The sequence below is a fragment of the Azoarcus sp. DD4 genome (assembly GCF_006496635.1).
In the GTDB taxonomy this organism is placed as follows: Bacteria; Pseudomonadota; Gammaproteobacteria; order Burkholderiales; family Rhodocyclaceae; genus Azoarcus.
In genome coordinates, this window is the sequence record NZ_CP022958.1 from 3,791,946 (window position 1) to 3,816,462 (window position 24,517).

At 66.7% G+C, this 24,517-nt stretch carries 21 protein-coding genes; 11 read left to right on the forward strand and 10 right to left on the reverse strand.

The annotated features are described in order from the left end of the window. Position 1: 1 nt before the first annotated feature. The 3 genes from CJ010_RS17540 to CJ010_RS17550 all read left to right on the forward strand — a co-directional run bounded on the left by CJ010_RS17540 (position 2) and on the right by CJ010_RS17550 (position 3,427). Entirely contained in the window at positions 2 to 1,012 is a 1,011-nt protein-coding gene (locus tag CJ010_RS17540; protein WP_240794394.1) for a hydrolase, read from the forward strand. 58 nt (positions 1,013 to 1,070) lie between these two features. Further along, positions 1,071 to 2,462 carry a phosphomannomutase/phosphoglucomutase gene (locus CJ010_RS17545; RefSeq protein ID WP_141019250.1) on the forward strand — a complete coding sequence of 464 codons (1,392 nt, stop codon included), beginning with the start codon at positions 1,071 to 1,073 and terminating at the stop codon, positions 2,460 to 2,462. 104 nt (positions 2,463 to 2,566) lie between these two features. Next, positions 2,567 to 3,427, forward strand: a complete 861-nt coding sequence (locus CJ010_RS17550) for an HDOD domain-containing protein (protein ID WP_141019251.1) — start codon at positions 2,567 to 2,569, stop codon at positions 3,425 to 3,427. 72 nt (positions 3,428 to 3,499) lie between these two features. On the opposite strand, the gene alaS is transcribed toward CJ010_RS17550, so the two are convergent. Further along, a complete protein-coding gene (alaS, locus tag CJ010_RS17555; RefSeq protein ID WP_141019252.1) occupies positions 3,500 to 6,121 on the reverse strand; it encodes an alanine--tRNA ligase in 2,622 nt (873 codons plus the stop codon). 149 nt (positions 6,122 to 6,270) lie between these two features. Between alaS and CJ010_RS17560 the strand changes: the two genes are divergently transcribed. Next, the gene (locus CJ010_RS17560; protein WP_141019253.1) at positions 6,271 to 6,822 is read left to right on the forward strand and encodes a cob(I)yrinic acid a,c-diamide adenosyltransferase; all 552 of its coding nucleotides are present in this window, start codon (positions 6,271 to 6,273) and stop codon (positions 6,820 to 6,822) included. 30 nt (positions 6,823 to 6,852) lie between these two features. On the opposite strand, the gene CJ010_RS17565 is transcribed toward CJ010_RS17560, so the two are convergent. Continuing rightward, positions 6,853 to 7,230 carry a NifB/NifX family molybdenum-iron cluster-binding protein gene (locus tag CJ010_RS17565; protein ID WP_205754808.1) on the reverse strand — a complete coding sequence of 126 codons (378 nt, stop codon included), beginning with the start codon at positions 7,228 to 7,230 and terminating at the stop codon, positions 6,853 to 6,855. A 98-nt stretch (positions 7,231 to 7,328) separates the two neighbouring features. Here CJ010_RS17565 and CJ010_RS17570 point away from each other — a divergent pair, with 98 nt between their 5' ends. Further along, positions 7,329 to 7,928, forward strand: a complete 600-nt coding sequence (locus CJ010_RS17570; RefSeq protein ID WP_240794395.1) for an alpha-ketoglutarate-dependent dioxygenase AlkB — start codon at positions 7,329 to 7,331, stop codon at positions 7,926 to 7,928. A gap of 165 nt (positions 7,929 to 8,093) precedes the next feature. Then, positions 8,094 to 9,185 carry an FAD-dependent oxidoreductase gene (locus CJ010_RS17575; RefSeq protein ID WP_141019255.1) on the forward strand — a complete coding sequence of 364 codons (1,092 nt, stop codon included), beginning with the start codon at positions 8,094 to 8,096 and terminating at the stop codon, positions 9,183 to 9,185. A gap of 31 nt (positions 9,186 to 9,216) precedes the next feature. On the opposite strand, the gene CJ010_RS17580 is transcribed toward CJ010_RS17575, so the two are convergent. The 4 genes from CJ010_RS17580 to aroG all read right to left on the reverse strand — a co-directional run bounded on the left by CJ010_RS17580 (position 9,217) and on the right by aroG (position 14,826). Continuing rightward, complete coding sequence (locus CJ010_RS17580; RefSeq protein WP_141019256.1) at positions 9,217 to 11,076, reverse strand: ABC transporter ATP-binding protein; 1,860 nt, start codon at positions 11,074 to 11,076, stop codon at positions 9,217 to 9,219. Continuing rightward, on the reverse strand, positions 11,073 to 12,197 hold the full coding sequence (gene dinB / locus CJ010_RS17585) for a DNA polymerase IV (RefSeq protein WP_240794396.1): 1,125 nt from the start codon (positions 12,195 to 12,197) through the stop codon (positions 11,073 to 11,075). The genes CJ010_RS17580 and dinB overlap by 4 nt, the downstream gene beginning before the upstream one ends. 23 nt (positions 12,198 to 12,220) lie before the next feature. Then, complete coding sequence (gene rmuC, locus CJ010_RS17590; protein ID WP_205754809.1) at positions 12,221 to 13,621, reverse strand: DNA recombination protein RmuC; 1,401 nt, start codon at positions 13,619 to 13,621, stop codon at positions 12,221 to 12,223. Positions 13,622 to 13,740: 119 nt separating this feature from the next. Beyond that, entirely contained in the window at positions 13,741 to 14,826 is a 1,086-nt protein-coding gene (aroG, locus tag CJ010_RS17595) for a 3-deoxy-7-phosphoheptulonate synthase AroG (RefSeq protein WP_141019257.1), read from the reverse strand. Between the two features lie 137 nt (positions 14,827 to 14,963). On the opposite strand from aroG, the gene CJ010_RS17600 reads away from it, so the two are divergent. The 3 genes from CJ010_RS17600 (at position 14,964) to CJ010_RS17610 (ending at position 17,952) form a co-directional block, all read left to right on the forward strand. Continuing rightward, the gene (locus tag CJ010_RS17600; RefSeq protein ID WP_141019258.1) at positions 14,964 to 16,217 is read left to right on the forward strand and encodes a cation:proton antiporter; all 1,254 of its coding nucleotides are present in this window, start codon (positions 14,964 to 14,966) and stop codon (positions 16,215 to 16,217) included. Between the two features lie 74 nt (positions 16,218 to 16,291). After that, positions 16,292 to 17,242: a protein-methionine-sulfoxide reductase catalytic subunit MsrP gene (gene msrP, locus CJ010_RS17605; protein ID WP_141019259.1), complete on the forward strand. Its 951-nt coding sequence runs from the start codon at positions 16,292 to 16,294 to the stop codon at positions 17,240 to 17,242. Between the two features lie 20 nt (positions 17,243 to 17,262). Next, complete coding sequence (locus CJ010_RS17610; RefSeq protein ID WP_141020751.1) at positions 17,263 to 17,952, forward strand: sulfite oxidase heme-binding subunit YedZ; 690 nt, start codon at positions 17,263 to 17,265, stop codon at positions 17,950 to 17,952. A 51-nt stretch (positions 17,953 to 18,003) separates the two neighbouring features. On the opposite strand, the gene mog is transcribed toward CJ010_RS17610, so the two are convergent. Beyond that, positions 18,004 to 18,600 (reverse strand): molybdopterin adenylyltransferase, encoded by a 597-nt coding sequence (gene mog, locus CJ010_RS17615; RefSeq protein ID WP_141019260.1) that lies wholly within the window; start codon positions 18,598 to 18,600, stop codon positions 18,004 to 18,006. Further along, positions 18,597 to 19,169: a ribosome biogenesis factor YjgA gene (gene yjgA / locus CJ010_RS17620; protein ID WP_141019261.1), complete on the reverse strand. Its 573-nt coding sequence runs from the start codon at positions 19,167 to 19,169 to the stop codon at positions 18,597 to 18,599. Before yjgA ends, mog begins: the two co-directional genes overlap by 4 nt. Positions 19,170 to 19,234: 65 nt before the next feature. Between yjgA and pmbA the strand changes: the two genes are divergently transcribed. Continuing rightward, on the forward strand, positions 19,235 to 20,575 hold the full coding sequence (gene pmbA / locus CJ010_RS17625) for a metalloprotease PmbA (RefSeq protein ID WP_141019262.1): 1,341 nt from the start codon (positions 19,235 to 19,237) through the stop codon (positions 20,573 to 20,575). A 190-nt stretch (positions 20,576 to 20,765) separates the two neighbouring features. After that, complete coding sequence (locus CJ010_RS17630; protein WP_141019263.1) at positions 20,766 to 21,917, forward strand: TRAP transporter substrate-binding protein; 1,152 nt, start codon at positions 20,766 to 20,768, stop codon at positions 21,915 to 21,917. Positions 21,918 to 22,235: 318 nt separating this feature from the next. Here CJ010_RS17630 and CJ010_RS17635 read toward each other — a convergent pair whose 3' ends face one another. Continuing rightward, positions 22,236 to 23,891 (reverse strand): TRAP transporter large permease subunit, encoded by a 1,656-nt coding sequence (locus CJ010_RS17635; protein WP_141019264.1) that lies wholly within the window; start codon positions 23,889 to 23,891, stop codon positions 22,236 to 22,238. Further along, entirely contained in the window at positions 23,888 to 24,481 is a 594-nt protein-coding gene (locus CJ010_RS17640) for a TRAP transporter small permease subunit (protein WP_141019265.1), read from the reverse strand. The genes CJ010_RS17635 and CJ010_RS17640 overlap by 4 nt, the downstream gene beginning before the upstream one ends. Positions 24,482 to 24,517 lie beyond the last annotated feature (36 nt).

Consider the following 24,517-nt stretch of genomic DNA (forward strand, 5'->3'; position numbering starts at 1 on the left):
GGTGAGTTCTTCCGCAGCGTGCAACTATCGCGCCCCGTGGTGGCTGCCCGGTGCCCATCTGCAGACCATCTGGCCACTGACCCGCAAGGGCCCGGCGCAGCGCTATCACCGTGTACGCTGGGAGACCCCGGACGGCGACTTCATCGACCTCGACTGGACCCGCCCGCCGGAAACCGCCGACGAGATCGCACCACTGGTCGTTCTTTTCCACGGTCTCGAAGGCTCCAGCCAGTCGCACTACGCCCGAGCGCTGATGCGCGCGGTAAGCGCCGTCGGCTGGCTGGGCGTGGTCCCTCATTTTCGGGGCTGCTCGGGCGAGCCGAACCGCCTCGCGCGCGCCTATCACTCCGGCGACAGCGAGGAGATCGACTGGATCCTGTTGCGCCTGCGCCGGCAACTCGGACCTCGCCCGCTGTTCGCTGCGGGGGTGTCGCTCGGCGGCAACGCGCTGCTGAAATGGCTGGGCGAGCACGGCGACGGCAGCGCGTCGGTGGTCGACGCCGCCGCGGCCATCTGTCCGCCGCTCGATCTCGCACTGTCCGGTCACGCCCTCGCCAACGGCTTCAACCGCGTCTATACCCTGCACTTCCTCGCCACGCTCAAGTGCAAGGCGCTGGAAAAGCAAAGGCGCCACCCCGGTCTGTGCGACCCGCAGCGCATACGCTCGGCACGCAACCTTTACGAGTTCGACGATGCCTATACCGGACCGGCCCACGGTTTCGACGGCGCGGCCGACTACTGGCGGCGGGCCTCGAGCAAGCCGTGGCTGCGCCACATCCGCCGACCGACCCTGCTGCTGTGCGCCGCCAACGACCCCTTCGTGCCCGATGCTGCCCTGCCCGCAGCGACGGACCTGTCGCCCGCCGTGCGGTTCGAATGCCCGGCCAGCGGCGGTCATGTCGGCTTTGTCGCCACACCCTGGCCCGGCGAACTCGGCTGGTTGCCGCAGCGCCTGCTGATGTACTTCCGCGACACCACGCCAGCGCGCCGGCTTGCATTCGCAAACATCTAGCACGCCTCTGACATACTATTCTTTAGCGCAATTCATCCCGTCCGCACCGGAAGCCTCCATGACCCAGCCCAAGACCTTCGTTCCCGCCCCCGAAATCTTCAAGGCCTATGACATCCGCGGCATCGTCGACAAAACCCTGACCGTCGAAGCCGTGCGCGCCATCGGCCAGGCGCTCGGCTCCGAGGCCCGCACCCGTGGCCAGAAGGCCATCGCCGTCGGCCGCGACGGCCGCCTGTCCGGCCCGGCACTCGCCGGTGCGCTGGCCGACGGCATCCGCGCCGCCGGCGTCGATGTCGTCGATATCGGTTGCGTGCCGACTCCGCTGACCTACTTCGCCGCCTATCACCTCGGCACCGACTCCTGCGTCTCGGTCACCGGCAGCCACAATCCGCCCGACTACAACGGTCTCAAGATGGTCCTCGGCGGCCAGACCCTGTACGGCGAGCAGATCCTCGACCTGCGCCGCCGCCTGATCGAGGGCGACCTGGCCGAAGGCGCCGGCGAACTGCGTACAGCCGACGTAAACGCCGCCTACCTCGACCGGGTGACTTCCGACGTCAAGCTCGCCCGCCCGATGAAGATCGTCATGGACTGCGGCAACGGCGTCGCCGGTGCGATTGCGCCTGCGCTGTTCCGGAAGCTGGGTTGCGAGCTGGTCGAGCTCTTCTGCGAAGTCGACGGCAACTTCCCCAACCACCACCCGGATCCGTCCAAGCCGGAAAACCTGGAAGACGTGGTACGCGCGCTGAAGGAAACCGACGCCGAACTCGGGCTGGCCTTCGACGGCGACGGCGACCGCCTCGGCGTGGTCACCAAGGACGGCGAGATCATCTTCCCCGACCGCCAGCTGATGCTGTTCGCCGAAGACGTGCTGTCGCGCGTGCCCGGCGGCGAGATCATCTACGACGTCAAATGCACCCGTAACCTCGCCGGCTGGATCAAGGACCGCGGCGGCAAGGCGACCATGTGGAACACCGGCCACGCGCTGGTCAAGGCCAAGCTGAAAGAAACCGGTGCTCCGCTGGCCGGCGAGATGAGCGGCCACATGTTCTTCAAGGAGCGCTGGTACGGCTTCGACGACGGTCTCTACGCCGGCGCCCGCCTGCTCGAGATTCTGTCGCGCTCGGCCGACGCCAACGCGGTGCTGAAGGGCCTGCCCGACGCGGTGAGCACGCCGGAACTCAACATCAAGATGAATGAGGGCGAGCCCTTCGAGCTGGTCAAGCGCCTCAAGGAGCAGGCCAGCTTCGAAGGTGCCGTCGAACGCATCACCCTCGACGGCGTGCGCGTGGAATACGCCGACGGCTTCGGTCTGGCGCGGCCGTCCAACACCACACCGGTGGTGGTGCTGCGCTTCGAGGCCAACGACGCCGCGGCCCTCGCCCGCATCCAGGCCGCCTTCCGCAACGAGATCAGCGCGGTGTGGCCAGGCGTCACCCTGCCTTTCTGACGATAGTCAAACGTCGCCGCGAGGCGACGCCGAGATGGGGGGATTCGTGCTAGCCTCGCACGGATCCCCTTTTCATTTCTTAATCACTCACTCTCGCCGGACGCATGCGGAAGATCGACGAATCCAAACTAGAAGAAGCCCTCAAGGGAGTCAGCATTCCCTCCTGTCCGGCGGTACTCACCGAACTGCTCGGAGAGCTGCGCAAACCCCAGGCCAACGGCAAACGTGTCGCGCAACTCATCAGCCAGGATGTCGGCCTGGCCGCGATGGTGGTCAAGTCCGCCAATTCGCCCTTGTTCGGCAACAGCCGGCAAATCGGCTCGGTGGCGGACGCGATCAAGCTGCTCGGCTTCGCCAGTGTGTCCAATCTCGTCTGCGAAGGACTGCTGCGTAGCGCCATCGGCACCCAGGACGCCTCGCTCGAGCGCTTCTGGGACAGTTCGGTGCACACCGCCGCGGTCAGCGCCGAACTCGCCGCCCGGCTTGGCGGCAGCTCGCGCGAGACGGCCTACACCTTCGGTCTGTTCCGGGATTGCGGCATCCCGCTGCTGGTGCAACGCTTCCCCGACTACAAGAAGGTGCTCGGCCGCGCCAACGAAAGCAATGACAGGGTCTTCACCGCCATCGAAGACGAGGCGCTGTCGACCAACCATGCCGTCGTCGGCTACTTCCTCTCCCGCTCGTGGGGCCTGACCGACACCGTGGCACAGGGCATCCTCTGCCACCACGAGTACGACCTGCTGGAAGACCCGGCCGGGCTCAGCATCGAATCACGTACCCTGATCGCCATCAACGTACTGGCCGAACGCATCGTCAGCCATCTGTTACGCGTGCGCGAGGACATGGAATGGGTCAAGGCCTCGGCACGGGTTGCGGCCTACTTCGGCATGTCGGTGGCCGACCTCGACGACCTGGCGGAGGACATGCTCTACCAACTCGACAGCCGCCGCAATCGCGACCACTGACGCCAGCCATAGGCACAAAAGAGAACGGCCCGCATCATGCGGGCCGTTCATTTTTTGGCGCAGACGTGGAGCTCAGCGCTTGCTTTCCACCCAGGCCTTCACGCCAGCCAGCGCCGCGGGCAGCTTGTCCGGCTCGGTACCACCGGCCTGGGCCATGTCCGGCCGGCCACCGCCCTTGCCGCCAACCTGCTGGGCGACGAAATTCACCAGCTCGCCGGCCTTCACTTTGGCGGTCAGGTCGGCGGTGACGCCGGCAATCAGGCTCACCCTGCCGTCGGCCACCGACGCCAGCACGATCGCCGCCGACTTGAGCTTGTCCTTGAGCTTGTCCATGGTCTCGCGCAGCGTCGGCACGTCGGCGCCGTCCAGCGTGGCGGCCAGCACCTTGATGCCGTCGACATCCACCGCCTGCGCTACCAGGTCGTCGCCCTGGCTGGCCGCCAGTCTGGACTTCAGCCGTGCCAGCTCCTTTTCGAGCGCGCGTACGTTGTCCAGCATGCCGGCAACGCGTTCGGCCACTTCGTCCGGCTGCACCTTGAGCAGCGCGGAAACGCCCTGCACCCGGCGTTCCTGCTCCTGCGCATAGCGCAGCGCGTTCTCGCCGGTCACCGCCTCGACGCGGCGCACGCCGGCCGCCACGCCACCTTCGACCACGATCTTGAACAGACCGATATCGCCCGTGCGGGCCACGTGGGTGCCGCCGCACAGCTCCTTGGACGAACCGATGCTCAAGACCCGCACCTCGTCGCCGTACTTCTCGCCGAACAGCATCAAGGCTCCCGACTTCTGTGCGTCGTCGATCGCCATCACCGCAGCTTCGGTCGCTGCATTGGCAAGGATCTCGCGGTTCACGATCTCCTCGACCTCACGCACCTCCTCCGGCGTCATCGGTGCAGTATGGGCGAAGTCGAAGCGGGTCTTGTCCGGATCAACCAGCGAGCCCTTCTGCTGCACGTGCGGTCCGAGCACCTCGCGCAGGGCCTTGTGCATCAAGTGGGTGACCGAGTGGTTGCGCGCGGTGGCGGCACGCGCCGCGGTATCGACCCGCGCCGCGACGCCTTGGCCGACCGCGAGCTTGCCGGTCTTGACGACGCCGTGGTGGCCGAACACGGCAGCCTGGATCTTGAGCGTGTCCTCGACGCCGAAGATGCCGGCCGAGCCCTTGAGTTCGCCGCGGTCGCCGACCTGGCCGCCGGATTCGGCGTAGAAGGGCGTGTGATCCAGCACCACCACGCCAAGGTCGCCCTCGACCAGCTCATTGACCGCCACGCCGTCCTTGTACAGCGCCAGGATGTTGCCCTTGGCTTCGAGTTGCTCGTAGCCGTGGAAGGTAGTGGCCGGGCCGTCGTAGTCGAGGTTGGCCGCCATCTTGAACTTGCCGGCGGCGCGCGCCTGCTCCTTCTGGCGCGCCATCGCGGCGTCGAAGGCCGCGGCATCCACCGTCACTTCGCGTTCGCGGCAGATGTCGGCGGTGAGGTCGAGCGGGAAGCCGTAGGTGTCGTGCAGCTTGAAAGCGGTATCGCCATTGAACACGGTATTGCCGGCCGCCGCCATCGCCGCAAGTTCGGCCTCAACAATCGCCATGCCGTTCTCGATGGTGGCGAAGAAGCGCTCTTCCTCCTGGCGCAGCACGTCCATCACGCGGCGCTCGCCGGTCTTGAGTTCCGGATAGGCCTCACCCATCTCGGCAACGAGGTCGGGCACCATCTTGTGGAAGAAGGCGGCGCGCGCACCGAGCTTGTAGCCGTGACGGATGGCGCGGCGGATGATGCGGCGAAGCACGTAGCCGCGGCCTTCGTTGCCCGGGATCACACCGTCGGCGATCAGGAAGGAACAGGCGCGGATGTGGTCGGCCAGCACCTTCAGCGAGGGCGACTCCATGTCGGCACCGGAAGTCTCGCGCGCCGCCGCCTGGATGAGGCGCTGGAACAGGTCGATTTCGTAGTTGGCGTGCACGCCCTGCAGCACCGCCGAAACCCGCTCCAGGCCCATGCCGGTGTCCACGCTGGGCTTGGGCAGCGGATGCATCACGCCCTGCTCGTCGCGGTTGAACTGCATGAAGACGTTGTTCCAGATCTCGATGTAGCGGTCGCCGTCTTCCTCCGGCGATCCCGGGGGGCCACCCCAGATGTGCGGACCGTGATCGTAGAAGATCTCGGTGCAGGGGCCGCAGGGGCCTGTATCGCCCATCATCCAGAAGTTGTCGGAGGCGTAGCGCGCGCCCTTGTTGTCGCCGATGCGGATGACGCGATCAGACGGCACGCCGACTTCCTTGGTCCAGATGTCGTAGGCTTCGTCGTCTTCCGCATACACGGTGACCCAGAGCTTGTCCTTGGGCAGCTTGAAGACGTCGGTCAGCAGTTCCCAGGCGTAGGTGATGGCATCGCGCTTGAAGTAATCGCCGAAGCTGAAATTGCCCAGCATCTCGAAGAAGGTGTGATGGCGCGCGGTGTAGCCGACGTTTTCGAGGTCGTTGTGCTTGCCGCCGGCGCGCACGCATTTCTGCGAGGTGGTGGCGCGGCTGTAAGCGCGCTTGTCGAAGCCGAGAAACACGTCCTTGAACTGGTTCATGCCGGCATTGGTGAACAGCAGCGTCGGATCTTCGTGCGGCACCAGCGAACTGGAGGCGACGATCTGGTGGCCCTTGGACTCGAAGAACTTGAGAAACTTGTCGCGAATTTCGGCAGATTTCATGGATGTTTGCGTTCGAACAGGACGTGGAGCCCGGGCTGCGGGCGAATGCGCGAGTTTATCATGAGCATCAAGCGCTTCCGGACGCACGCGGCAGCACCTCTCCCGCCCGTATAATTGACGTGCACGTCAACACAACACGAGAGACACGCATGGGACACCGCCTTTCCAAGATCTACACCCGCACCGGCGACGCCGGCACTACCGGCCTCGGCGACGGCAAGCGGGTGTCCAAGAACAGCCTGCGCATCCACAGCCTCGGCGAGGTCGACGAGGTCAATGCCATCATCGGCGTGCTGCTGTGCGAAGAGTTGCCGGAAGACGTGCGTGCCCTGCTCACCAACGTGCAGCACGACCTCTTCGATCTCGGCGGCGAGGTCTGCATTCCCGGCATGAGCATGATCACCGGCAAGCAGGTGGATCATCTCGAAGCCGAACTCGACCGCCTCAACGAGCCGCTGGAACCACTCAAGGATTTCATCCTCCCCGGCGGCACCCGCGCCGCGGCGCTGGCTCACCAGGCCCGCACGGTGTGCCGGCGTGCCGAGCGCTCCCTGGTGGCGCTGGCGCTGGAAGAAGCGGTGAACGACGGCCCACGGCAGTATCTCAACCGCCTGTCGGATCTGCTCTTCGTGCTCGGCCGCGTGCTCAACCGCGCCGGCGGCCGCGGCGACGTGCTGTGGCAGAAGCGCAAGAACGCCTGAGCCCTGTGCCGGCCCGAGCTCGGGCCGGCATCATGCCGCCGGATCCTCGGCGAGCGCGGCGAGGTGTGCGTCGCGCCCGGCGTGATAGTGAGCCAGCGCCTCGCCTATCGCTTCCCAGGCGTAATCGCCCAGACCAACGATGCCCTTCACCTTCAGTTTCTCTGTCGGCCCGTCGCCGATCTTGGCCACCAGCACCGCCTCGCAATCGGCCACTGCGGCGAGGATGCCGGCCAAGGCCCCCTGGTCGGAACTGCCACCGAGGCAGTAGTGCGCCACCTCGCGTTTTTCGACCAGACGGTGGCCGTCCGCATCCACGTCGTACACATGGAACAGCTTGGCGTGGCCGAAGTGTTCGCTGACCGCAAGGCCGTCCTTGGTGGCCACCGCCACTCTCGCTGACTTCTGCACGATGCCCTCCGCGACTCTGTATGCTTGAGCCATCGACCGAAGCAAGACGCGCACCCGCGGGAACCGCCCTGCCGACACGAATCGCCGAGCATGCACCGATGATGACGCCCCACCCCAGCCAGCCCCTGCTTGCCTGCTGCACATTGCAGACGCCGGCGGAAGCGCAGCGCCTGTTCGAGCGCCTGTGTGCCGACATCCCCTGGAACGACGGCGGCTTCAGCGCCGCCGGCCGGCGCTTTCGTCTGCCTCGCCTGCAATGCTGGTTCTCCGATCCCGGCATCGAGTACCGCTACGCCCAGAACCTGCTCAACTCGCACCCCTGGACGCCCGAACTCGCCGCGCTGCGCGATACCGTCGAAGCGCACACCGGCGAGCGTTTCAACGCGGTACTCGCCAACCTCTACCGCGACGGCGACGACGCCGTCGGCTGGCATGCCGACGACGAGGACGACCTCGGCCCGGCCCCGCACATCGCGTCTCTCAGCCTGGGGGCAACGCGGCGCTTCCACTGGCGGCCCAAGGCCGGAACCGGCGGCACGGCAGATTCGCTGCCCTTGCCGGCCGGCACCCTGCTGCTGATGCGCGCCCCCTTCCAGCAAGCCTGGGAACACGCCGTGCTCGCCGAGCCGGAGATCACCGGCGCACGGCTCAACCTCACCTTCCGGCTGGTCCGCCCCCAAGGCCAGGCACGCGCCTGAAGCAAAGCGCACATCGGGCGTCCGACTGAGGGCAACACGACGCGCCGGCGACCGATCGGTAGCCTCCGCCCCCTTGCCGCAAGCCGTCGCGGCCGGCACCCGGCGGCTGGAACGAAGCTTGCAGCACACCCCGCATTCCGGTCGTATTCAATGCGAGGTGACACCATGCTGGAAACTGCAATCGTCGGCGGCGGCCTGTGCGGACTCGCACTCGCCAACACCCTGCAGCGCGCGAACCGCTCGTTCGCGGTATTCGAGGCACGCGACCGCCTCGGCGGCCGCATCCTCAGCCGGACGGACACCGCCGGCAACGCGGTCGATCTCGGGCCGACCTGGTTCTGGCCCGACACCCAGCCGCGCATCTCCCGGCTTGCCGCCGATCTCGGCCTGGCCAGCATTCCGCAGCGGGAAGACGGCACCCACCTGCTGCAGGACGAAGCCGGCGGCAAGCCCAGTCCGCTCGACCAGACCGACGTGCATGGCGGCGCCCGTCGTCTCGCCGGCGGCATGGGCAGCCTGATCGCCGCGCTCGGCGAACGCCTGCCGCGCGACCGCATCCACCTCAGCCACGCCCTGACCGCGGTGCGCAACCGCGGCTCGCACGTCGAGCTGCACTTCAGCGAACCGGACGGCGAGCGCTTCGTGTCGGCGCGCCAGGTGGTGCTTGCGCTGCCGCCCCGCCTGCTCGAAGAACATGTCACCTTCGATCCGCCGCTGGCGCCGCGCGTAAGGCAAGCCATGCGCGACGCGCCGACCTGGATGGCGGCGCAGGCCAAGCTCGTCACCCGCTACGCCAAGGCCTTCTGGCGCGAACAGGGATTGTCGGGCACCGCCTTCACCCGCTACCACGGCGCGGTACTGGCGGAAACCTGGGACGCCGGCAACGACGAGACCGCGGCCGTCATCGGCGCCTTTGTCGCCCTGCCCGCGCCGCTGCGCGAGTCCTTTGCCGGTGGCCTGCCCATGCTGACCGCCAGCCACCTCGGCCAGCTCTTCGGCATGGCCGCCCAAGGTGGCGACAGCCTGTACCAGGACTGGGCGCAGGAACTGCACACCTGCAGCACGCTGGACCGCACACCGCCGCTGTTCCACCCCGACTACGCCAACCGCGACCTGCGCCTGGCGCACTGGCAGGACAAGCTCTACTTCGGCGGCACCGAAACCGCTGCCTACGGCGCAGGCTACATGGAGGGCGCGCTGGAAGCCGCCGGCCGCATCCATCGCGATCTGGCGATGGAGTGGGTGCAGGCCGCCTGAGCCGGCATCCGGCCGGAGCGGGCCGCGCGCGTCAGCGCGACAGCGGCGCCGCCCGCTCCGCCGCATCCTTTCCCTGCGCCGCCAGCAGCTCGCGGAACAGGGTCGATGACTGCGCCAGCGTCCAAGCGCTGCCGGCCGCCTCGATGCGACCGGCACACATCAGGATCACTTCGTCGAAACGGTCCAGCAGGTGCAGCCTATGCACCGAGGACACCAGCGCCGCGTCGGCGAAGTGCTCGAAGAGGCGCTGATAGACGCGGGATTCCGACTCCGGATCGAGGCTGCTGGTGGGTTCGTCCAGCAGCACCAGCCCGCTGCCTTCCGCCGCCAGCACGCCACGGGCGAGGGCAAGGCGCTGGCGCTGCCCGCCCGACCAGTTGGCGCCCCCTTCGGACACACGGCTCGCGAGCCCCTCGGGCAAGCCAGCGACCAGCGCATCCGCTCCGGCCGCATGCAGCGCCGCATCGATCCGCCGCACGCCGGAATCCGCTCCCAGCGCGAGGTTTTCCGCCAGACTGCCGTCGAACATTTCCGCCTGCTGCGGGATCAGCGTCGCCAGCGTGCGCAGGCGCTCGGCCGGATCGCACACCTCGTCGTCGTCGAGCGTAAGACGCGCAGCCTCGGGCTGGTCCAGCCCGGCGAGCAGACGCAGCAGCGTGGTCTTGCCTGCACCGCTCGGTCCGATCAGGGCGTAGCGACGGCCACGCACCAGTTCCAGCCGGTCGATCGCCAGTGCAGCGCCGCCACGGGCCGCGGCATGGGCAAACCGCAGTTCGGCCAGCGTCAGCCTGTGCCAGTCGCCGTCCCCCGGCGCCGTCGGCATGGCGGTCTGCGGTGCCTCGATCAAGGGCCGGGCCGCCGCGTAGTCGGCGCGCTGGCGCGACAGCGACTGGAAATGCGCGGCAATGGCGGTGATCACGCCGCCGGCCTGCTGGGCGTACTCGTAGACCATGAACACCTTGCCGAGCGCGACGCCGCCCGCGGCAGCGCCCACCGCGCCACCGAACAGTCCGCCCGCTTCGGCCGCATACACCGCCACCAGCACGCACCACAGCATACTGGCGAGCAGATCGACCGAGCACCACTTGGCCTCGTTGAGCACGATGCTGCGCCTGAGCGGCCCGAAGGCGTCCGCCAGACGGTCGGCAATCAAGCGCGCCACGCCCTCGCCGCGGCGCAACGCCAGCACCGAGAACACGTTGCCGAGCACATCGACCAGCGTCGCGGTATAGCGTCGCTCGGCGCGATTCTCTTCCACCGCCAGCTGCATCATGTAGCGGTCGAAGCGGGTGATGAGCAGGCCGATGAGACCGTAGCCGACCACCGCCACCGTGCCCACCAGTGGCGAGATCAGCCACAGGGCGACGATAGGCCCCACCAGCCGCACCGTGTTCTGCAGGTAGATGAACTGGCTCTGGGCAAAGTCGTAGAGCGCGTGCGTGCTCTGCTGCACCCGGTGCGTGGTCTCGCCCGAGTGATGGCGCTCATGCCAGGCGAGCGGCGCTGCCACCAATCGGCCGACCAGCAAGGCGGAGAGCCGCTCGCGCACTTTGAGCGCGACGTTGCGCTCGAGGATGCGGCCGGGTCCGTGCAGCAGCCAGCTCGCCGCAATCGCCGCGAACACCAGAGCCAGCCAGCGCCCCGCCGCCGGCAGCGAATCCAGCCCGCCGTGCTGGATTGCATTGATCGCATTCCCCGCCAGCCAGGGCACCGCGAGCTTGAAGAGTTGCGAGGCGAGCAGCAGCGCGAAGCCCCAAAGGATGAGGTGGCGCACCCCGGCGGCGTGGCGCCAGAGCGCGCGGTAGAGCGCCGGCAGACTGACCGGACGGTCGTGCGCGTCCGTCACTGTAGGTTCGGGTGATTCGAGTGCGACGGACTGCGGATCGCTCATGTCGGGGTGTCTCGCAAATCGGGACGGGATGGCAGCTGAGGACCGGAGGCCGCGCCCCCGTCGTCAAAGAGATCTATCTGGGCGTCATCTGAGGCAGGTTCGCCCTGCTCGGCAAAGCGCACGCCGACGCCCAGCAGGCGCACCGGCAAGCCGCGGCGCGCGTGGCCCTCGGTCAGCAGCCCCTGCCAGATCGCGGCCGTCGGAGCGCTCGCGACACATTCGACAGTGGTCTGCGAGAAGTCGGCGAACTTGATCTTGACCACCGCCTTGTGTACCGGCCTGGCCTCGCGCGCGCGGGCGAAACGACGCTGGAACTCCTCGATCAGCGCCGGCAGCGCCGCCTGGCAGGCGGCCAGGTCCGGCAGATCGGTCACGTAGGTGGTCTCCACCGACAGCGACTTGCGGATGCGGTCGGGCTTGACCTCGCGGTGGTCGATACCGCGGCACAGCCGGTACAAGCCGGCGCCGAAGCTGCCGAACTCGCGGGTGAGATCGGCCAGGCTCCAGCTGCGCAGGTCGACGCAGGTCTGAACCCCGAGCCGGTTGAGCTTCGCTGCGGTGACCTTGCCGACACCGAAGATCTTCTTCACCGGCAACGCGGCGACGAAAGCGTCGATATCCTGCGGCCGCACGACGAACTGGCCATCGGGCTTGTTCCAGTCGCTGGCCACCTTGGCGAGGAACTTGTTGGGCGCGATGCCGGCCGAGGCGGTGATGCCCACTTCCGCGCGGATGCGGGCGCGGATTTCCTGCGCCATCAACGTTGCCGAACCCTGGCAGCGGTCCACGCCGCTGACGTCCAGATAGGCCTCGTCGAGCGACAAGGGCTCGACCAGCGGCGTGTAGTCGCGATAGATGTCGAGGATCTGGCGCGACGCCGCACGGTAGCGCTCGAAATCCGGCGGCAGCAGGATGAGCTGCGGGCACAGCTGCAGCGCACGCGCAGTGGACATCGCCGAATGCACGCCGAAGGCGCGCGCCTCGTAGCTGCAGGTGGCGATCACGCCGCGCGTCTCGGCGCGCCCGCCGACCGCCAGCGGCTTGCCGGCGAGCGCCGGGTTGTCGCGCACCTCCACCGACGCGTAGAAGCAGTCGCAATCGCAGTGGATGATCTTGCGCACCGCAGCGCTCCTTGCCCGCCCGCTCAGGCCGCGTCGCTGCCGGCGGGCCGAAGCGCCGGCGCGGTTGGCTCGTCGTCCTCGGCAGCCTGCTCCACCAGCCCGGCTGCAAGCGACTTGGTCGGTTTCACGCCGAGTTCGCGCAGCATTTCCGCCTGGCGGATGAGATTGCCGCGGCCGCGGGTGAACTTGCCATAGGCGGCGTCGAAGGACTTCTGCGCCTGACCGAGCCGGTTGCCGAGCGTGTCGAGATCGTCCACGAAGCCGGCCAGCTTGTCGTATAGCTCGGCGCCGCGGCGCGCGATGTCCTGCGCATTGCGGTTCTGCGCCTCCTGGCGCCACAGGTGGGCGACGGTGCGCACCACGAAGAGCAGGGTCGAGGGACTCACCAGCAGCACGTTCTTCTGCCAGGCATCCATGAAGAGCGTGTCGTCGTGCGTCACCGCCAGCATGAAGGCGGGCTCGATAGGCACGAACATCAGCACGAAATCGAGCGATCCCAGGCCGTACAGCGCCTGGTAGTTACGCTCGGCCAGCCCCTTGATGTGGGCGCGCACCGAATCGAGATGGCGGCGGACGGCGAGCTGACGCCCGGCATCGTCTTCGGCGATCACATAGCCCTCGTAAGCGGTGAGCGAGACCTTGGCGTCCACCACCAGGTGGCGGTCTTCCGGCAGGTGGATCACCACGTCGGGCTGGGCACGACTGCCATCCTCGCGGGTGTGGCTTTCCTGGGTGTCGTATTCCATGCCCCGGCGCAGGCCGGAGGCCTCCAGCACGCGCTCCAGCACCAGTTCGCCCCAGTTGCCCTGCGCCTTGACCGAACCTTTCAGCGCGCGGGTCAGGTTCTTCGCGTCCTGGCCGAGCGCACGGTTGAGCTCCATCAGCTGGCGCACCTGCTCGGCCAGCGCGCTGCGGTCCTTGCCCTCCTGCACATAGACTTCCTCGACCTTGCCCTGGAATTCCTGCAGGCGCAGGCGCAACGGATCGAGCAGCGCACCGATGTTGGCCTGGTTCTGCTCGGTGAAGCGCTTCGACTTGTCCTCGAGGATCTCGGCGGCAAGCGACTTGAACTGGTCGGACAGGGCCTCGCGCGCCTGCTGCAGCAGGTCGATCTTGTCCTGCGCCTGTCTGCGCTCGGCACCGAGGCGCTCGACCAGCACCGAGCGCTCCGCGCGCGTCTTCTCCAGCGCCTCGCGCCAGCCTTCCGCACGCGCAGCGAGTTCGACGTTGGCCGCGCGCAAGGACTGGCGTTCCTCCTCCAGCAGACGGGCGCGCTCGGTCAGCGGGGCCAGCCCCGCCTCGGCCTCCATCCTGGCCCGCTCGGCCGCAAGCGCGATCCGCCCGCGCAGCAGCGCGGCAGCCAGCACGCCACCGACCACAAGGCCCGCAGCGGCGGCGGCGATCATCTGGACGGAAATGTCCATGGTGCTATCGATACTCCATGAGGCAGTGCGCTGGGCCACGGCGGAAACGACGACGCCCGCCGGCATCGCTGTCGGCGGGCGTCTTCACGCACGGATGCGAATCGGGGCAAGACGAGGACTTACTCCGTCTCGGAGGCACGCTCCACGCGGCGCTCACGCACCGCGGCGGCCAGGGTTTCGAGCACGCTCACGCTGTCTTCCCAGCCGATGCAGGCATCGGTGATGCTCTTGCCGTACTCCAGCTCGCAGCCCGGCTTGAGATCCTGCCGGCCTTCCTTGAGGTGGGATTCGATCATCACGCCGATGATGCGGTCCTCGCCGCGGGCCAGCTGGGCGCCGACGTCGTGCGCCACCTCGATCTGCAGGCGATGCTGCTTGCGGCTGTTGGCGTGCGAGAAATCGACCATGACCTTGCCCGGCACGCCCGACGCAGCCAGTTCCTTGCAGGCCGCGTCGACGCTGGCGGCGTCGTAGTTGGTGCTCTTGCCGCCGCGCAGGATGGCGTGGCAGTCCTCGTTGCCGCGGGTCGACACGATGGCCGAGTGCCCGGCCTTGGTGACGCTGAGGAAATGGTGCGGCGACTGCGCCGCCTTGATCGCATCAACCGCGATGCGCACGTTGCCGTCCGTGCCGTTCTTGAAACCCACCGGGCAGGACAGGCCGGAGGCAAGCTCACGGTGCACCTGGCTCTCGGTCGTGCGGGCGCCGATCGCGCCCCAGCTGATGAGGTCGGCGATGTACTGCGGGGTAATCATGTCGAGAAACTCGGTGCCGGCGGGCAGGCCGAGTTCGTTGATTTCCCACAACAGCTTGCGCGCCAGGCGCACGCCTTCGTTGATGGCGAAGCTGTTGTCGAGGTGCGGATCGTTGATCAGTCCCTTCCAGCCCACCGTGGTACGCGGCTTCTCGAAATACACACGCATCACCACCAGCAGATCGTCCTTGAGCCTGTCCGCCTCGACCTTGAGGCGACGGGCGTATTCCAGCGCCGCAGCGGCATCGTGGATGGAACACGGCCCGATCACCACCAGCAGGCGGTCGTCGGCGCCGTAAAGGATGCGGTGGATCGCCTGGCGCGCCTCGTACGCCGTCTCGGCCGCCCTGGCGGTGGCCGGGAACTCGCGCAGCACGTGCGCGGGCGGCACCAGCTCCTTGATCTCCTTGATGCGGACGTCGTCGATATGGATCTTGATTGAGGCGGACATGACGAAACCTAGCGAACACGCGGGAAAGCGTTCGATTCTAGCGAACTTTCGCGGCGACCGAAGCAGCACCGCTTGTTGCGTCGCAAAAAAGTTGGCGGTAAGGTGGCCTTCCATCCAACGGAACCGGGGAGTAGGTCATGCCCCCTTTGCTTGCCGTCGGTGCTGATGCGCTGGCCTTCATCCTGCTGCCCTGGCTGGTGTGGCGGGCGCTCGGACGCTCGATTCCGCTCGCCGTGCTGCCCATCCTGGTCGGTCTCGGCCTTGCCGCATCCGGCCTCCCCTTCGCCGAACTCGGCGTCCCCTCGTCCTACGGTGACAAGATCGGCCTGATCGGTGTTCTGGTGCTGGCCTTTACCGCCGGGCTGGAGATGCGCCAGACGCCGGATGCATCCGAAACCGTCCACGCCCTGCCGCAGCAGCGGCTGTCGGTCTCCCGCCTCGCCACCAGCGCGGCGGCCGCGCTTGCCCTGCCCTTCATCGTCGGCACGCTCGCTGCGCGCTACCACTTCCTCGACCTGCCGGGCTGGAGCGCACCGCGCGGCAACGGCTGGCTGGGTGCGCTGGCGGTCGGCCTGTGCGTGGCGGTAAGCGCGCTGCCGGTGCTGATCGGCCTCGTCCGCGAGCTGCGCCCGCATCAACGACCACTCGGCCAGATCGCGCTCGGCGTCGCGGTGATCGACGATGCCGTGCTGTGGATCGGGCTCGCCCTGCTGCTGCTCGCGGCCAACGGGGGCAATGGCCTCGATGGCTGGGACGGCACCGAAATCATCGCTGTCGGCGTGCTGGCCCTGCTCGCCGTGCTCGGCGCCTCGGCGACGCGGCGCAAGCAGTTGCCTTCGCAGGCGGCGATCTGGCTGGTTGGCGCTGCCTATCTTGCCGCCGGTGCCTGGGCGAGTTCGAAGCTCGGCCTCCACGCGTTGCTCGGTGCTTATTTCGCCGGTGCGGTGATGGCGCCCAACTGGGCGGCCCGCCTGCCGGTCGAGCGCATCGGCCTGATCGCGCTGTTCGGCCTCGCGCCGCTGTTCTTCGGCCACAGCGGCCTGCGCATCGACGGCGACGCGCTGACCTGGACCTCGCTCGCGGCCTCACTGGCCCTGCTGACCCTGTCGGTGCTGTCCAAGCTGGCGGCCGTGCTTGCCTACCCGCCCTCGTCCACGCTGTCGCGCCGTGAAGCACTGGCTGTCGGCGCGCTGCTGCAGTGCAAGGGCCTGATGGAGATCGTCGCCGCCACCATCCTGCGCGACCAGGGTTTGCTCTCCGAGCACGCCTACGCGGCCCTGGTCACGCTGGCGGTGTTGTCCACCACGATCACCGGCCCGCTGTTCCGGCTGTGCCTGCGGCGACGGCAGGTCGAGGTGCTCTCGCCCGGCTACAGTCGCAGCAGCCAATGAAAGTCGAACGGCACGGGGTGTAAGTTGTCTCTGCGGTGCACGACTAATACGGTGTCCCCCCGCAGGAGCACGACATGTTGATCAAGACCCCGAGCGACATCGCACCATCCGAGATCACGCCGCGCGCGCTGTTCGAGGACCGTCGCCGTTTCATCCTCGCCGCCGGCGCCACGCTGACCGCTGCCGCGTTCGGTCAGGCCTGGCCGGGCAAAGTCCTTGCGGCCGCGGCAACAGGCGCCAGACTCGCCCCGCTCGCCAGCTCGCCCTTGAGCACGTCGGAAGAGAAGACGGCCTACAAGTCCGTCACCACCTACAACAACTTCTACGAGTTCGGTACCGACAAGGGCGACCCGGCCGAGAACGCCGGCAAGATGGCCGTACGGCCATGGACCGTGCGCGTCGAAGGCTTGGCCGGCAAGCCGCGCAGCTTCGACATCGACGAGCTGCTGCGCATCGCCCCGCTGGAAGAACGCATCTACCGCCTGCGCTGCGTCGAGGCCTGGTCCATGGTCATCCCCTGGGTCGGCTTCCCGCTGGCCGCGCTGCTCAAGCAGGTCGAACCGCTGGGCAGTGCGAAGTACGTGGAGTTCGTCAGCCACTATGACGAAAAGATCATGATGCGCCGACCGGTGCTGGACTGGCCCTATGCCGAAGGCCTGCGCCTGGACGAAGCCATGCATCCACTCACCATCCTGGCGGTCGGCCTCTACGGCGAAGTGCTGCCCAACCAGAACGGCGCACCGGTGCGCCTGGTCGTACCGTGGAAGTACGGCTTCAAGAGCGCAAAATCCATCGTCACCATCCGCCTGGTCGAAAAACAGCCCGCCACTGCCTGGAACCGCTCGGCGCCGCAGGAATACGGCTTCTACTCCAACGTGAATCCCGAGGTGTCGCATCCGCGCTGGAGCCAGGCCACCGAGCGCCGCATCGGCGAATTCCGCAAGCGGCCGACGCTGATGTTCAACGGCTACGCCGATCAGGTCGCCAGCCTTTACCAGGGCATAGACCTGCAGCGCAATTACTAGGAAACAGCTTGCCCATCGCGATGAAGAACAGGATTTTCGTCCCCTCGCCGCTGCAGATCGGCGCCATCAAGACTGCGCTCTTCCTGCTCTGCCTGGTGCCGGCGCTGCAACTGGCGCTCGGCGTGCAGGCCGACACGCTAGGTGCCAACCCGATCGAAGCCATCACCCACGCCAGCGGCGAATGGACGCTGCGCTTCCTGCTGATCACGCTGGCGGTGACGCCGTTGCGCCGCTTGACCGGCCTGCACTGGCTGCTGCGCCTGCGCCGCATGCTCGGGCTGTTCGCCTTTGCCTACGGCGTCGCCCACTTTCTCACCTACCTGTGGCTGGACCAGTTCTTCGACTGGACGGCAATCGCGCACGACATCCTCAAGCGCCCCTTCATCACCGTCGGCTTCGCCGCGCTGGTGCTGATGACACCGCTGGCCGCCACCTCCAACGCCTTCGCCATCCGCCGCATGGGGGGCCGCAAGTGGCAGGCCCTGCACCGGGCGGTGTACGCCATCGCCATCCTCGGCGTGCTGCACTACTGGTGGCTGGTGAAGGCCGACGTGCTGGAGCCGGCGATCTATGCGCTGCTGCTCGCGGCCCTGCTCGGCCTGCGCGCCTGGTGGCGCGAACAGGAACGTCGCCGCCAGTTGGCAAGCGCACCACGGATGCCGCCCGCGCCGGCCTTCAAGGGGAAGGTGATACCCATCGTCCCGAAGTGACCTGGCACGGAGAGCCCCGCCCGACAGATGCAGGGCCGGGGCGTTGTGGCTTCAGACCGCTGCCGGCTTCTGGCGGATGGCGTGCTTGGGCCGCCAGGCCTTGATCACCGCCTCGTCGGTTTCCACATAAGGGCCGCCGATGAGGTCGATGCAGTAGGGTATTGCCGCGAAGATGCCGACGTGGTCGACGCTGCCGTCGGCAGCGCGCAGCCCTTCCAGGGTTTCGCGGATGGACTTCGGCTGGCCCGGCAGGTTCACGATCAGGCTCTGGCCACGGATCACCGCGACCTGGCGCGACAGGATGGCGGTCGGCACGAAGTTGAGGCTGATGCGGCGCATCTCCTCGCCGAAACCCGGCATCACCTTGTCGCCCACCGCCAGCGTCGCCTCCGGGGTGACGTCGCGCGGTGCCGGGCCGGTGCCGCCGGTGGTGAGGATCAGCGAGCAGCCAACGGTGTCGGCCAGCTCGATCAGCGTGCGCTCGATCACCGGCTGCTCGTCGGGGATGAGCCGCGTGACCGCCGTCCACGGCGAGGTCAGCGCCTTGCCGAGCCAGTCCTTCAGCGAAGGGATGCCCTGGTCTTCGTAGGTGCCGTCCGAGGCACGGTCGCTGATCGAGACCAGGCCGATGGTGATGCTGTCGCTCATGCTTGCTCCGGATTGTCGTAATCGGTGGATTCGTCCTCGGCCGCGACAGTGCCCTCTTCCAGTTCGCGCAGGACCCGGAAGATCTCGCGGAAGGACTTCGGCGGCTTGTTGTGCTCGCGTTCCTTGATCGCATTGCGCCGCAGCGTGCGCAGGTGCTGCAGGTCGGCATGCGGCCAGGTGGAGGCGATCTTCTCCAGCACCTTTTCGTCGTCGATGAAATCGACACGCAGCTTCTCCAGCCTGTGCTGCTTCGCCACCTCGGCGGCCGAAACACCATTGAATACGTCTAGCTGGGCCTGGATGGGCTCGGGGTCGATGTTGCGCATCAATTTGCCGATGTACTGCATCTGGCGACGACGGGCCTCGTGCGAAGTGAAACGCTGCGCGTCGCGTACCGCGTCGAACAGCTCTTCGGGCATCGGCACCTTGCGCAGGCGCTCGACCGACAATTCGACCAGTTGCTGGCCGAGATCCTGTAGCGCGTGCATCGCCCGCTTGCGGCTGCTCTTGCTCGGCGGCTCGAGCATGTCGTCATCGGAATAGTCGTGGAAATCTGAACGGGAAACCATCGTGGCTCAAGCGTCGGGCGGGGATCGGGTTAAGATTATAGCCTTTGCCCACTGGTCTTCCGCCCATGTCCGCTCAAGGCTTCTCCTTCTCCCAGGCCCATCTGCGCGAAATCGCCACCGACATCCTGAAGTACGCGAAGAAGCGCGGTGCCTCGGCCTGCGAAACCGACGTCTCCGAAGGCTTCGGCCAGTCGGTGGCGGTGCGCAAGGGCGAGGTCGATACCATCGAGTACAACCGCGACAAGGGCATCGGCGTCACCGTCTATCTCGGCCAGCAGCGCGGCTACGCCAGCACCTCGGATTTCTCCAAGGCCGCGCTCAAGGCCACGGTGGATGCGGCGGTTTCGATCGCCGGCTTCACCGCGCCCGACCCCTGCGCCGGGCTGGCCGACGCCGCGCTGATGGCCAAGGACATGCCCGACCTCGACCTCTTCCACCCGTGGGACATCTCGGTGGATGAAGCCATCGAGCTGGCGCGCCGTTGCGAGGATGCAGCCTTCGCCGTCGGCCCGAAGATCACCAATTCCGAAGGCGCCAACGTCTCCATCCAGCAGTCGCAGTTCGTCTCCGCCAACAGCCTCGGCTTCATCGGCGGCTACGCCACCACCCGCCACGGCCTGTCGTGCTCGGTGATCGCCGGCGAAGGCGACGGCATGCAACGCGAGTACTGGTACGACTCGCGGCGCGATGCCGCCGACCTGATCGCTGCGGAAGACGTCGGCCGCCTAGCCGGCGAGCGGGCCATTGCTCGACTGGGCGCCAAGAAGATCCGCACCTGCGAAATGCCGGTGATCTTCGAAGCCCCGCTGGCCGTCACCCTGCTCGGCAACTTCGTACAGGCGGTGAGCGGCGGTTCGCTCTACCGCAAGTCCAGCTTCCTGCTCGACAGCCTCGGCCAGCAGGTGTTCTCGCCGGTGGTGAGCATCGCCGAACGTCCCCACCTGAAGAAGGCCTTCGGCTCGAGCTGGTTCGACAGCGACGGCGTCGCCACCCGGGATCGCGAGGTGGTCATCGACGGCGTGCTGCAGGGCTATTTCCTGTCCACCTATTCCGCGCGCAAGCTCGGCATGCAGACCACCGGCAACGCCGGCGGCTCGCACAACCTCGCCGTCAAGCCGGGCAGCGAGGATCTGGCCGGCCTCATCCGCCAGATGGACAAAGGCCTGGTGGTCACCGAACTCCTCGGCCACGGCGTCAACTACGTCACCGGCGACTACTCGCGCGGCGCCGCCGGCTTCTGGGTGGAAAAAGGCAAGATCAAGCACGCGGTGGAGGAAGTCACCATCGCCGGCAACCTGCGCGACATGTTCCGCAACATTGTCGCCATCGGCAACGACGCCCTGCCGCGCGGCGCCAAGCACTGCGGCTCGGTGCTGATCGAATGCATGAAGATCGCCGGCCGCTGACCCCGCTTCTTCTCTTTGCCGACGGAATGGCGCATACCGCCGCAGGGGCATCGCCAGCGCCATCCGCGACCCACTCGAATCGGCCGCAAAGCCACGCCGATTAGGGTTTTCCGCCGTTTTGGCCAAACAGCCAACGCCTATAATCGGCGGCGTCGCAAAAATATTCGTTCACAGACAAAGAGGAGAGATCGTGGAACGTCGTTCATTCCTGCAGAAAGCGGGTGCCGGCCTGGTTGCCGGTGCCGCCGTCGGCCTCGCGGCCTGCGGCAAGAAGGAAGAAGCAGCCGCACCGGCCGCTGCTCCTGCGGGCGCGCCGGCCGGCGCACCGGCCGTCCAGACGGGCCTGCCCGAAATCAAGTGGCGTCTGACCTCCAGCTTCCCCAAGAGCCTGGACACCATCTACGGCGGCGCGGAAGTCATGGCCAACCGCCTGCGCGCGATGACCGACGGCAAGTTCGACATCCGCGTCTTCCCGGGCGGTGAAATCGTCCCCGGCCTGCAGGCGCTGGACGCCGTGCAGCAAGGTACCGTCGAAATCTGCCACACCTGCTCGTACTACTACGTCGGCAAGGACAAGACCTTCGGCTTCGGCACTTCGGTCCCGTTCGGCATGAACGCCCGCCAGATGAACGCCTGGATCATGTTCGGCGGCGGCCAGCAGCTGCTCGACGAGTTCTACGCCAATTACAACGTCCTGTCCTTCGCCGGCGGCAACACCGGCACGCAGATGGGCGGCTGGTATCGCAAACAGGTCAAGACCCTGGCCGACGTGCAGGGCCTGAAGATCCGTATCGCGGGCCTGGGCGGCGAAGTGTTCTCGCGTCTCGGCGCCATCCCCCAGCAGATCGCCGGCGGCGACATCTACCCGTCGCTGGAAAAGGGCACCATCGACGCGGCCGAGTGGGTCGGTCCCTACGACGACGAAAAGCTGGGCTTCTACAAGGTTGCCCCGCACTACTACTATCCGGGCTGGTGGGAGCCGGGTCCGGTGGTCCACTTCTTCATCAACAAGGACGCGTGGGCGAAGCTGCCAAAGTTCTATCAGGACGCCTTCCGCGCCGCCGCCCACGAAGCCAACGTCACGATGATGGCCTCCTACGACGACAAGAACCCGCAAGCGCTAGCCCGCCTGCTGTCGAACGGCGTCAAGCTGGAAGCCTATTCGGACGAGATCATGAAGGGTGCATACAAGGCTGCCTTCGAGCTGTACAACGAAGAAGCCGGCAAGAATCCCGCCTGGAAGAAGATCTTCACCGAATGGGATAAGTACCGTAAGTCGCAGAACGCCTGGTTCAGCGTCGCCGAAGCGACCATCGACCGCTTCCTGCAATCGGCGCGCTAAACCCGCAGCCCTACCCCAGGATCAAGCCCGCAGCGCGCTGCGGGCTTTTTTACGCCTACCGCCGTCGCGACTGCCGTCTGCCTGTTTCAGGGCCTGCCCGCGAACGCCGTTGGACACGCTGGCAGGGCTTGCGCCTCACTCTGTACGTCGACGACCGGAGATCTTGTGCCGAACGCCATGACGGCCCATGACAGGGCGACCCATGGTGACAGTTCCGCGCACCACCACCGCCCGTTCCAGGACAGCACCGCAACGGCCTGCGCGCCGCCAAATAGAAAGGGCCCCTAAGGGCCCTTTCTATTTGGCGGCCGAAAGCGATCAGCGGTTTCCGCCCTGCTGCAGCTGCTGCAGCAAGTCGAGTTGAGGAGCACCGGATTCGCTGCTGCCGCTCCCGCCAGAGCCCTCGGCCCCGGGCAGCTGCAGTTGCAGTTCGGTCGGTGCCGTCTGCGCCTTGCCGTGATCGTAAGAAACGAGGTTGGGGAAGATGATGATCAGCGCCACCATGATGATCTGGATGCAGACGAAGGGCACCGACCCCCAGTATATTTCCGAGGTCTTGATCTTCGGCGGCGCCACCGAACGCAGGTAGAACAGCGCGAAACCGAAGGGCGGGTGCATGAAGGAAGTCTGCATGTTCACCGCCAGCAGCACACCGAACCAGATCAGGTCGATCCCGAGCTTGTCGGCCACCGGTGCCAGCAGCGGCACGATGATGAAGGCGAGCTCGAAGAAATCGAGGAAGAAGGCCAGCAGGAAGACCAGGATGTTCACCGCGATCAGGAAGCCGGTCTGGCCGCCGGGCAGCGAGGTCAGCAGGTGCTCCACCCACAGGTCGCCATTGACGCCGCGGAAGGTCAGGCCGAACACGGTGGAGCCGATCAGGATGAAGACCACGAAGCAGGACAGCTTGGTGGTCACGTCCATCGCCTGCTTGGTGAGCTTCAGCGACAGGCGTCCGCGCGACATTGCCATCACGATCGCGCCGACCGCACCCATCGCACCGCCTTCGGTCGGCGTCGCAACGCCGATGAAGATGGTGCCGAGGACCAGGAAGATCAGACCGAGCGGCGGGATCAGCACGAAGGTCACACGTTCCGCCATCTTCGACAGCAGGCCGAGCTTGAGCAGCTTGTTGACCACCGAAGCCGCGAAGGCGAAGCCGATCGCGACGAGCGAGGACACCACGATGACTTCGTCGCGCGGCTTGCCTTCGCCGTAGTACTGGGCGAAGGCATAGGCAGCCCCCACCGACAGCACGAACAGCAGGCCCAGCGAACGCAGGCCGGAAGTGCCGTCCGCCTCGCGAATGGTACGTGCCTCGACCGGCATGGCCGGTGCGAACTTCGGCCTGAACACGGTAACCAGGAACACGTAGCCGACGTAGAGTGCGGTCAGCACCAGGCCAGGCAGCAGCGCGCCCTGGTACATGTCGCCCACCGAACGGCCGAGCTGGTCGGCCATGATGATCAGCACCAACGAGGGCGGGATGATCTGCGCCAGCGTACCGGACGCAGCGATCACGCCGGCGGCCAGACGGTGGTCGTAGCCATAGCGCATCATGATGGGCAGCGAGATCAGACCCATCGAGATCACCGAAGCCGCCACCACGCCGGTAGTCGCCGCCAGCAGCGCGCCGACGAAGATCACTGCATAGGCCAGGCCGCCGCGGATCGGACCGAACAGCTGGCCGATGGTGTCGAGCAGATCCTCGGCCATGCCGGAACGCTCGAGAATCAGACCCATGAAGGTGAAGAAGGGAATGGCCAGCAGCGTGTCGTTGGCCATGATGCCGAAGATGCGCTCGGGCAGCGCCTGGAACAGAGCCGGGCTGAGCAGACCGAGTTCGATGCCGACGAGGCCGAAGAAAATGCCGTTGGCCGCCAGCGCGAAGGCGACGGGGAAGCCGAACAGCAGGAAGAACACCAGCGCCGCAAACATCAGCGGTGCCATGTTGTCGATCAGGAACTGGGTCATTGCGCGCCTCCCGCAGACTGTTGCTTGATGGCGGCGGCAAGTTCTTCTTCGGCCGACGGAGCGCCCTGTTTTTCCAGCGGATTGGGGCCCTGCCCCGTGATGAACGCGACGCGCTTGATCAATTCGGACACCGCCTGCAGGATCAGCAGGGCGAAGCCCAGCGGCAGCAGGATCTTCACCGGCCAGCGGATCAGGCCGCCCGGATTGGCGGACATCTCGCCTGAATGAAGCGAGAGCATGACGATGGGCCAGGACATCCAGACGATCATCGCCGCCATAGGTAGCATGAAGAACAGGATGCCGATGATGTCGACCACGTTCTGCCCCTTGGGCGAGAGGCGGCCGGTGATCACGTCGATGCGGACATGCTCGTTACGCAGGAAGGTATAGCCGGCCGCAAGCAGGAAAATCGCAGCAAACAGATACCATTGAATTTCCAGGAGCGCGTTGGAACTTGTGTTAAACAGTTTGCGGACGAGCGCGTTGCCTGCACTGATCACGACTGCGATCAGTACCAGCCACATCACGCTGCGCCCGACCCGTTCGTTGATCCAATCGATCAACTTCGACAGGTTGAGCAGGAAGGACACTTCATTACTCCTTTGGAGGGGACAACATACCCGGAC

Coding starts and splice junctions, on each gene's coding strand:
- CJ010_RS17580 (WP_141019256.1), bottom strand. CDS start 11,076: ATGAGCGATCCGCAGTCCGTCGCACTCGAATCACCCGAACCTACAGTG.
- mog (WP_141019260.1), bottom strand. CDS start 18,600: ATGAGCGACAGCATCACCATCGGCCTGGTCTCGATCAGCGACCGTGCC.
- aroG (WP_141019257.1), bottom strand. CDS start 14,826: ATGTCCGCCTCAATCAAGATCCATATCGACGACGTCCGCATCAAGGAG.
- msrP (WP_141019259.1), top strand. CDS start 16,292: ATGTTGATCAAGACCCCGAGCGACATCGCACCATCCGAGATCACGCCG.
- CJ010_RS17600 (WP_141019258.1), top strand. CDS start 14,964: ATGCCCCCTTTGCTTGCCGTCGGTGCTGATGCGCTGGCCTTCATCCTG.
- CJ010_RS17545 (WP_141019250.1), top strand. CDS start 1,071: ATGACCCAGCCCAAGACCTTCGTTCCCGCCCCCGAAATCTTCAAGGCC.
- CJ010_RS17635 (WP_141019264.1), bottom strand. CDS start 23,891: ATGACCCAGTTCCTGATCGACAACATGGCACCGCTGATGTTTGCGGCG.
- alaS (WP_141019252.1), bottom strand. CDS start 6,121: ATGAAATCTGCCGAAATTCGCGACAAGTTTCTCAAGTTCTTCGAGTCC.
- pmbA (WP_141019262.1), top strand. CDS start 19,235: ATGTCCGCTCAAGGCTTCTCCTTCTCCCAGGCCCATCTGCGCGAAATC.
- CJ010_RS17575 (WP_141019255.1), top strand. CDS start 8,094: ATGCTGGAAACTGCAATCGTCGGCGGCGGCCTGTGCGGACTCGCACTC.
- CJ010_RS17560 (WP_141019253.1), top strand. CDS start 6,271: ATGGGACACCGCCTTTCCAAGATCTACACCCGCACCGGCGACGCCGGC.
- CJ010_RS17570 (WP_240794395.1), top strand. CDS start 7,329: ATGATGACGCCCCACCCCAGCCAGCCCCTGCTTGCCTGCTGCACATTG.
- rmuC (WP_205754809.1), bottom strand. CDS start 13,621: ATGGACATTTCCGTCCAGATGATCGCCGCCGCCGCTGCGGGCCTTGTG.
- CJ010_RS17610 (WP_141020751.1), top strand. CDS start 17,263: ATGAAGAACAGGATTTTCGTCCCCTCGCCGCTGCAGATCGGCGCCATC.
- CJ010_RS17550 (WP_141019251.1), top strand. CDS start 2,567: ATGCGGAAGATCGACGAATCCAAACTAGAAGAAGCCCTCAAGGGAGTC.
- yjgA (WP_141019261.1), bottom strand. CDS start 19,169: ATGGTTTCCCGTTCAGATTTCCACGACTATTCCGATGACGACATGCTC.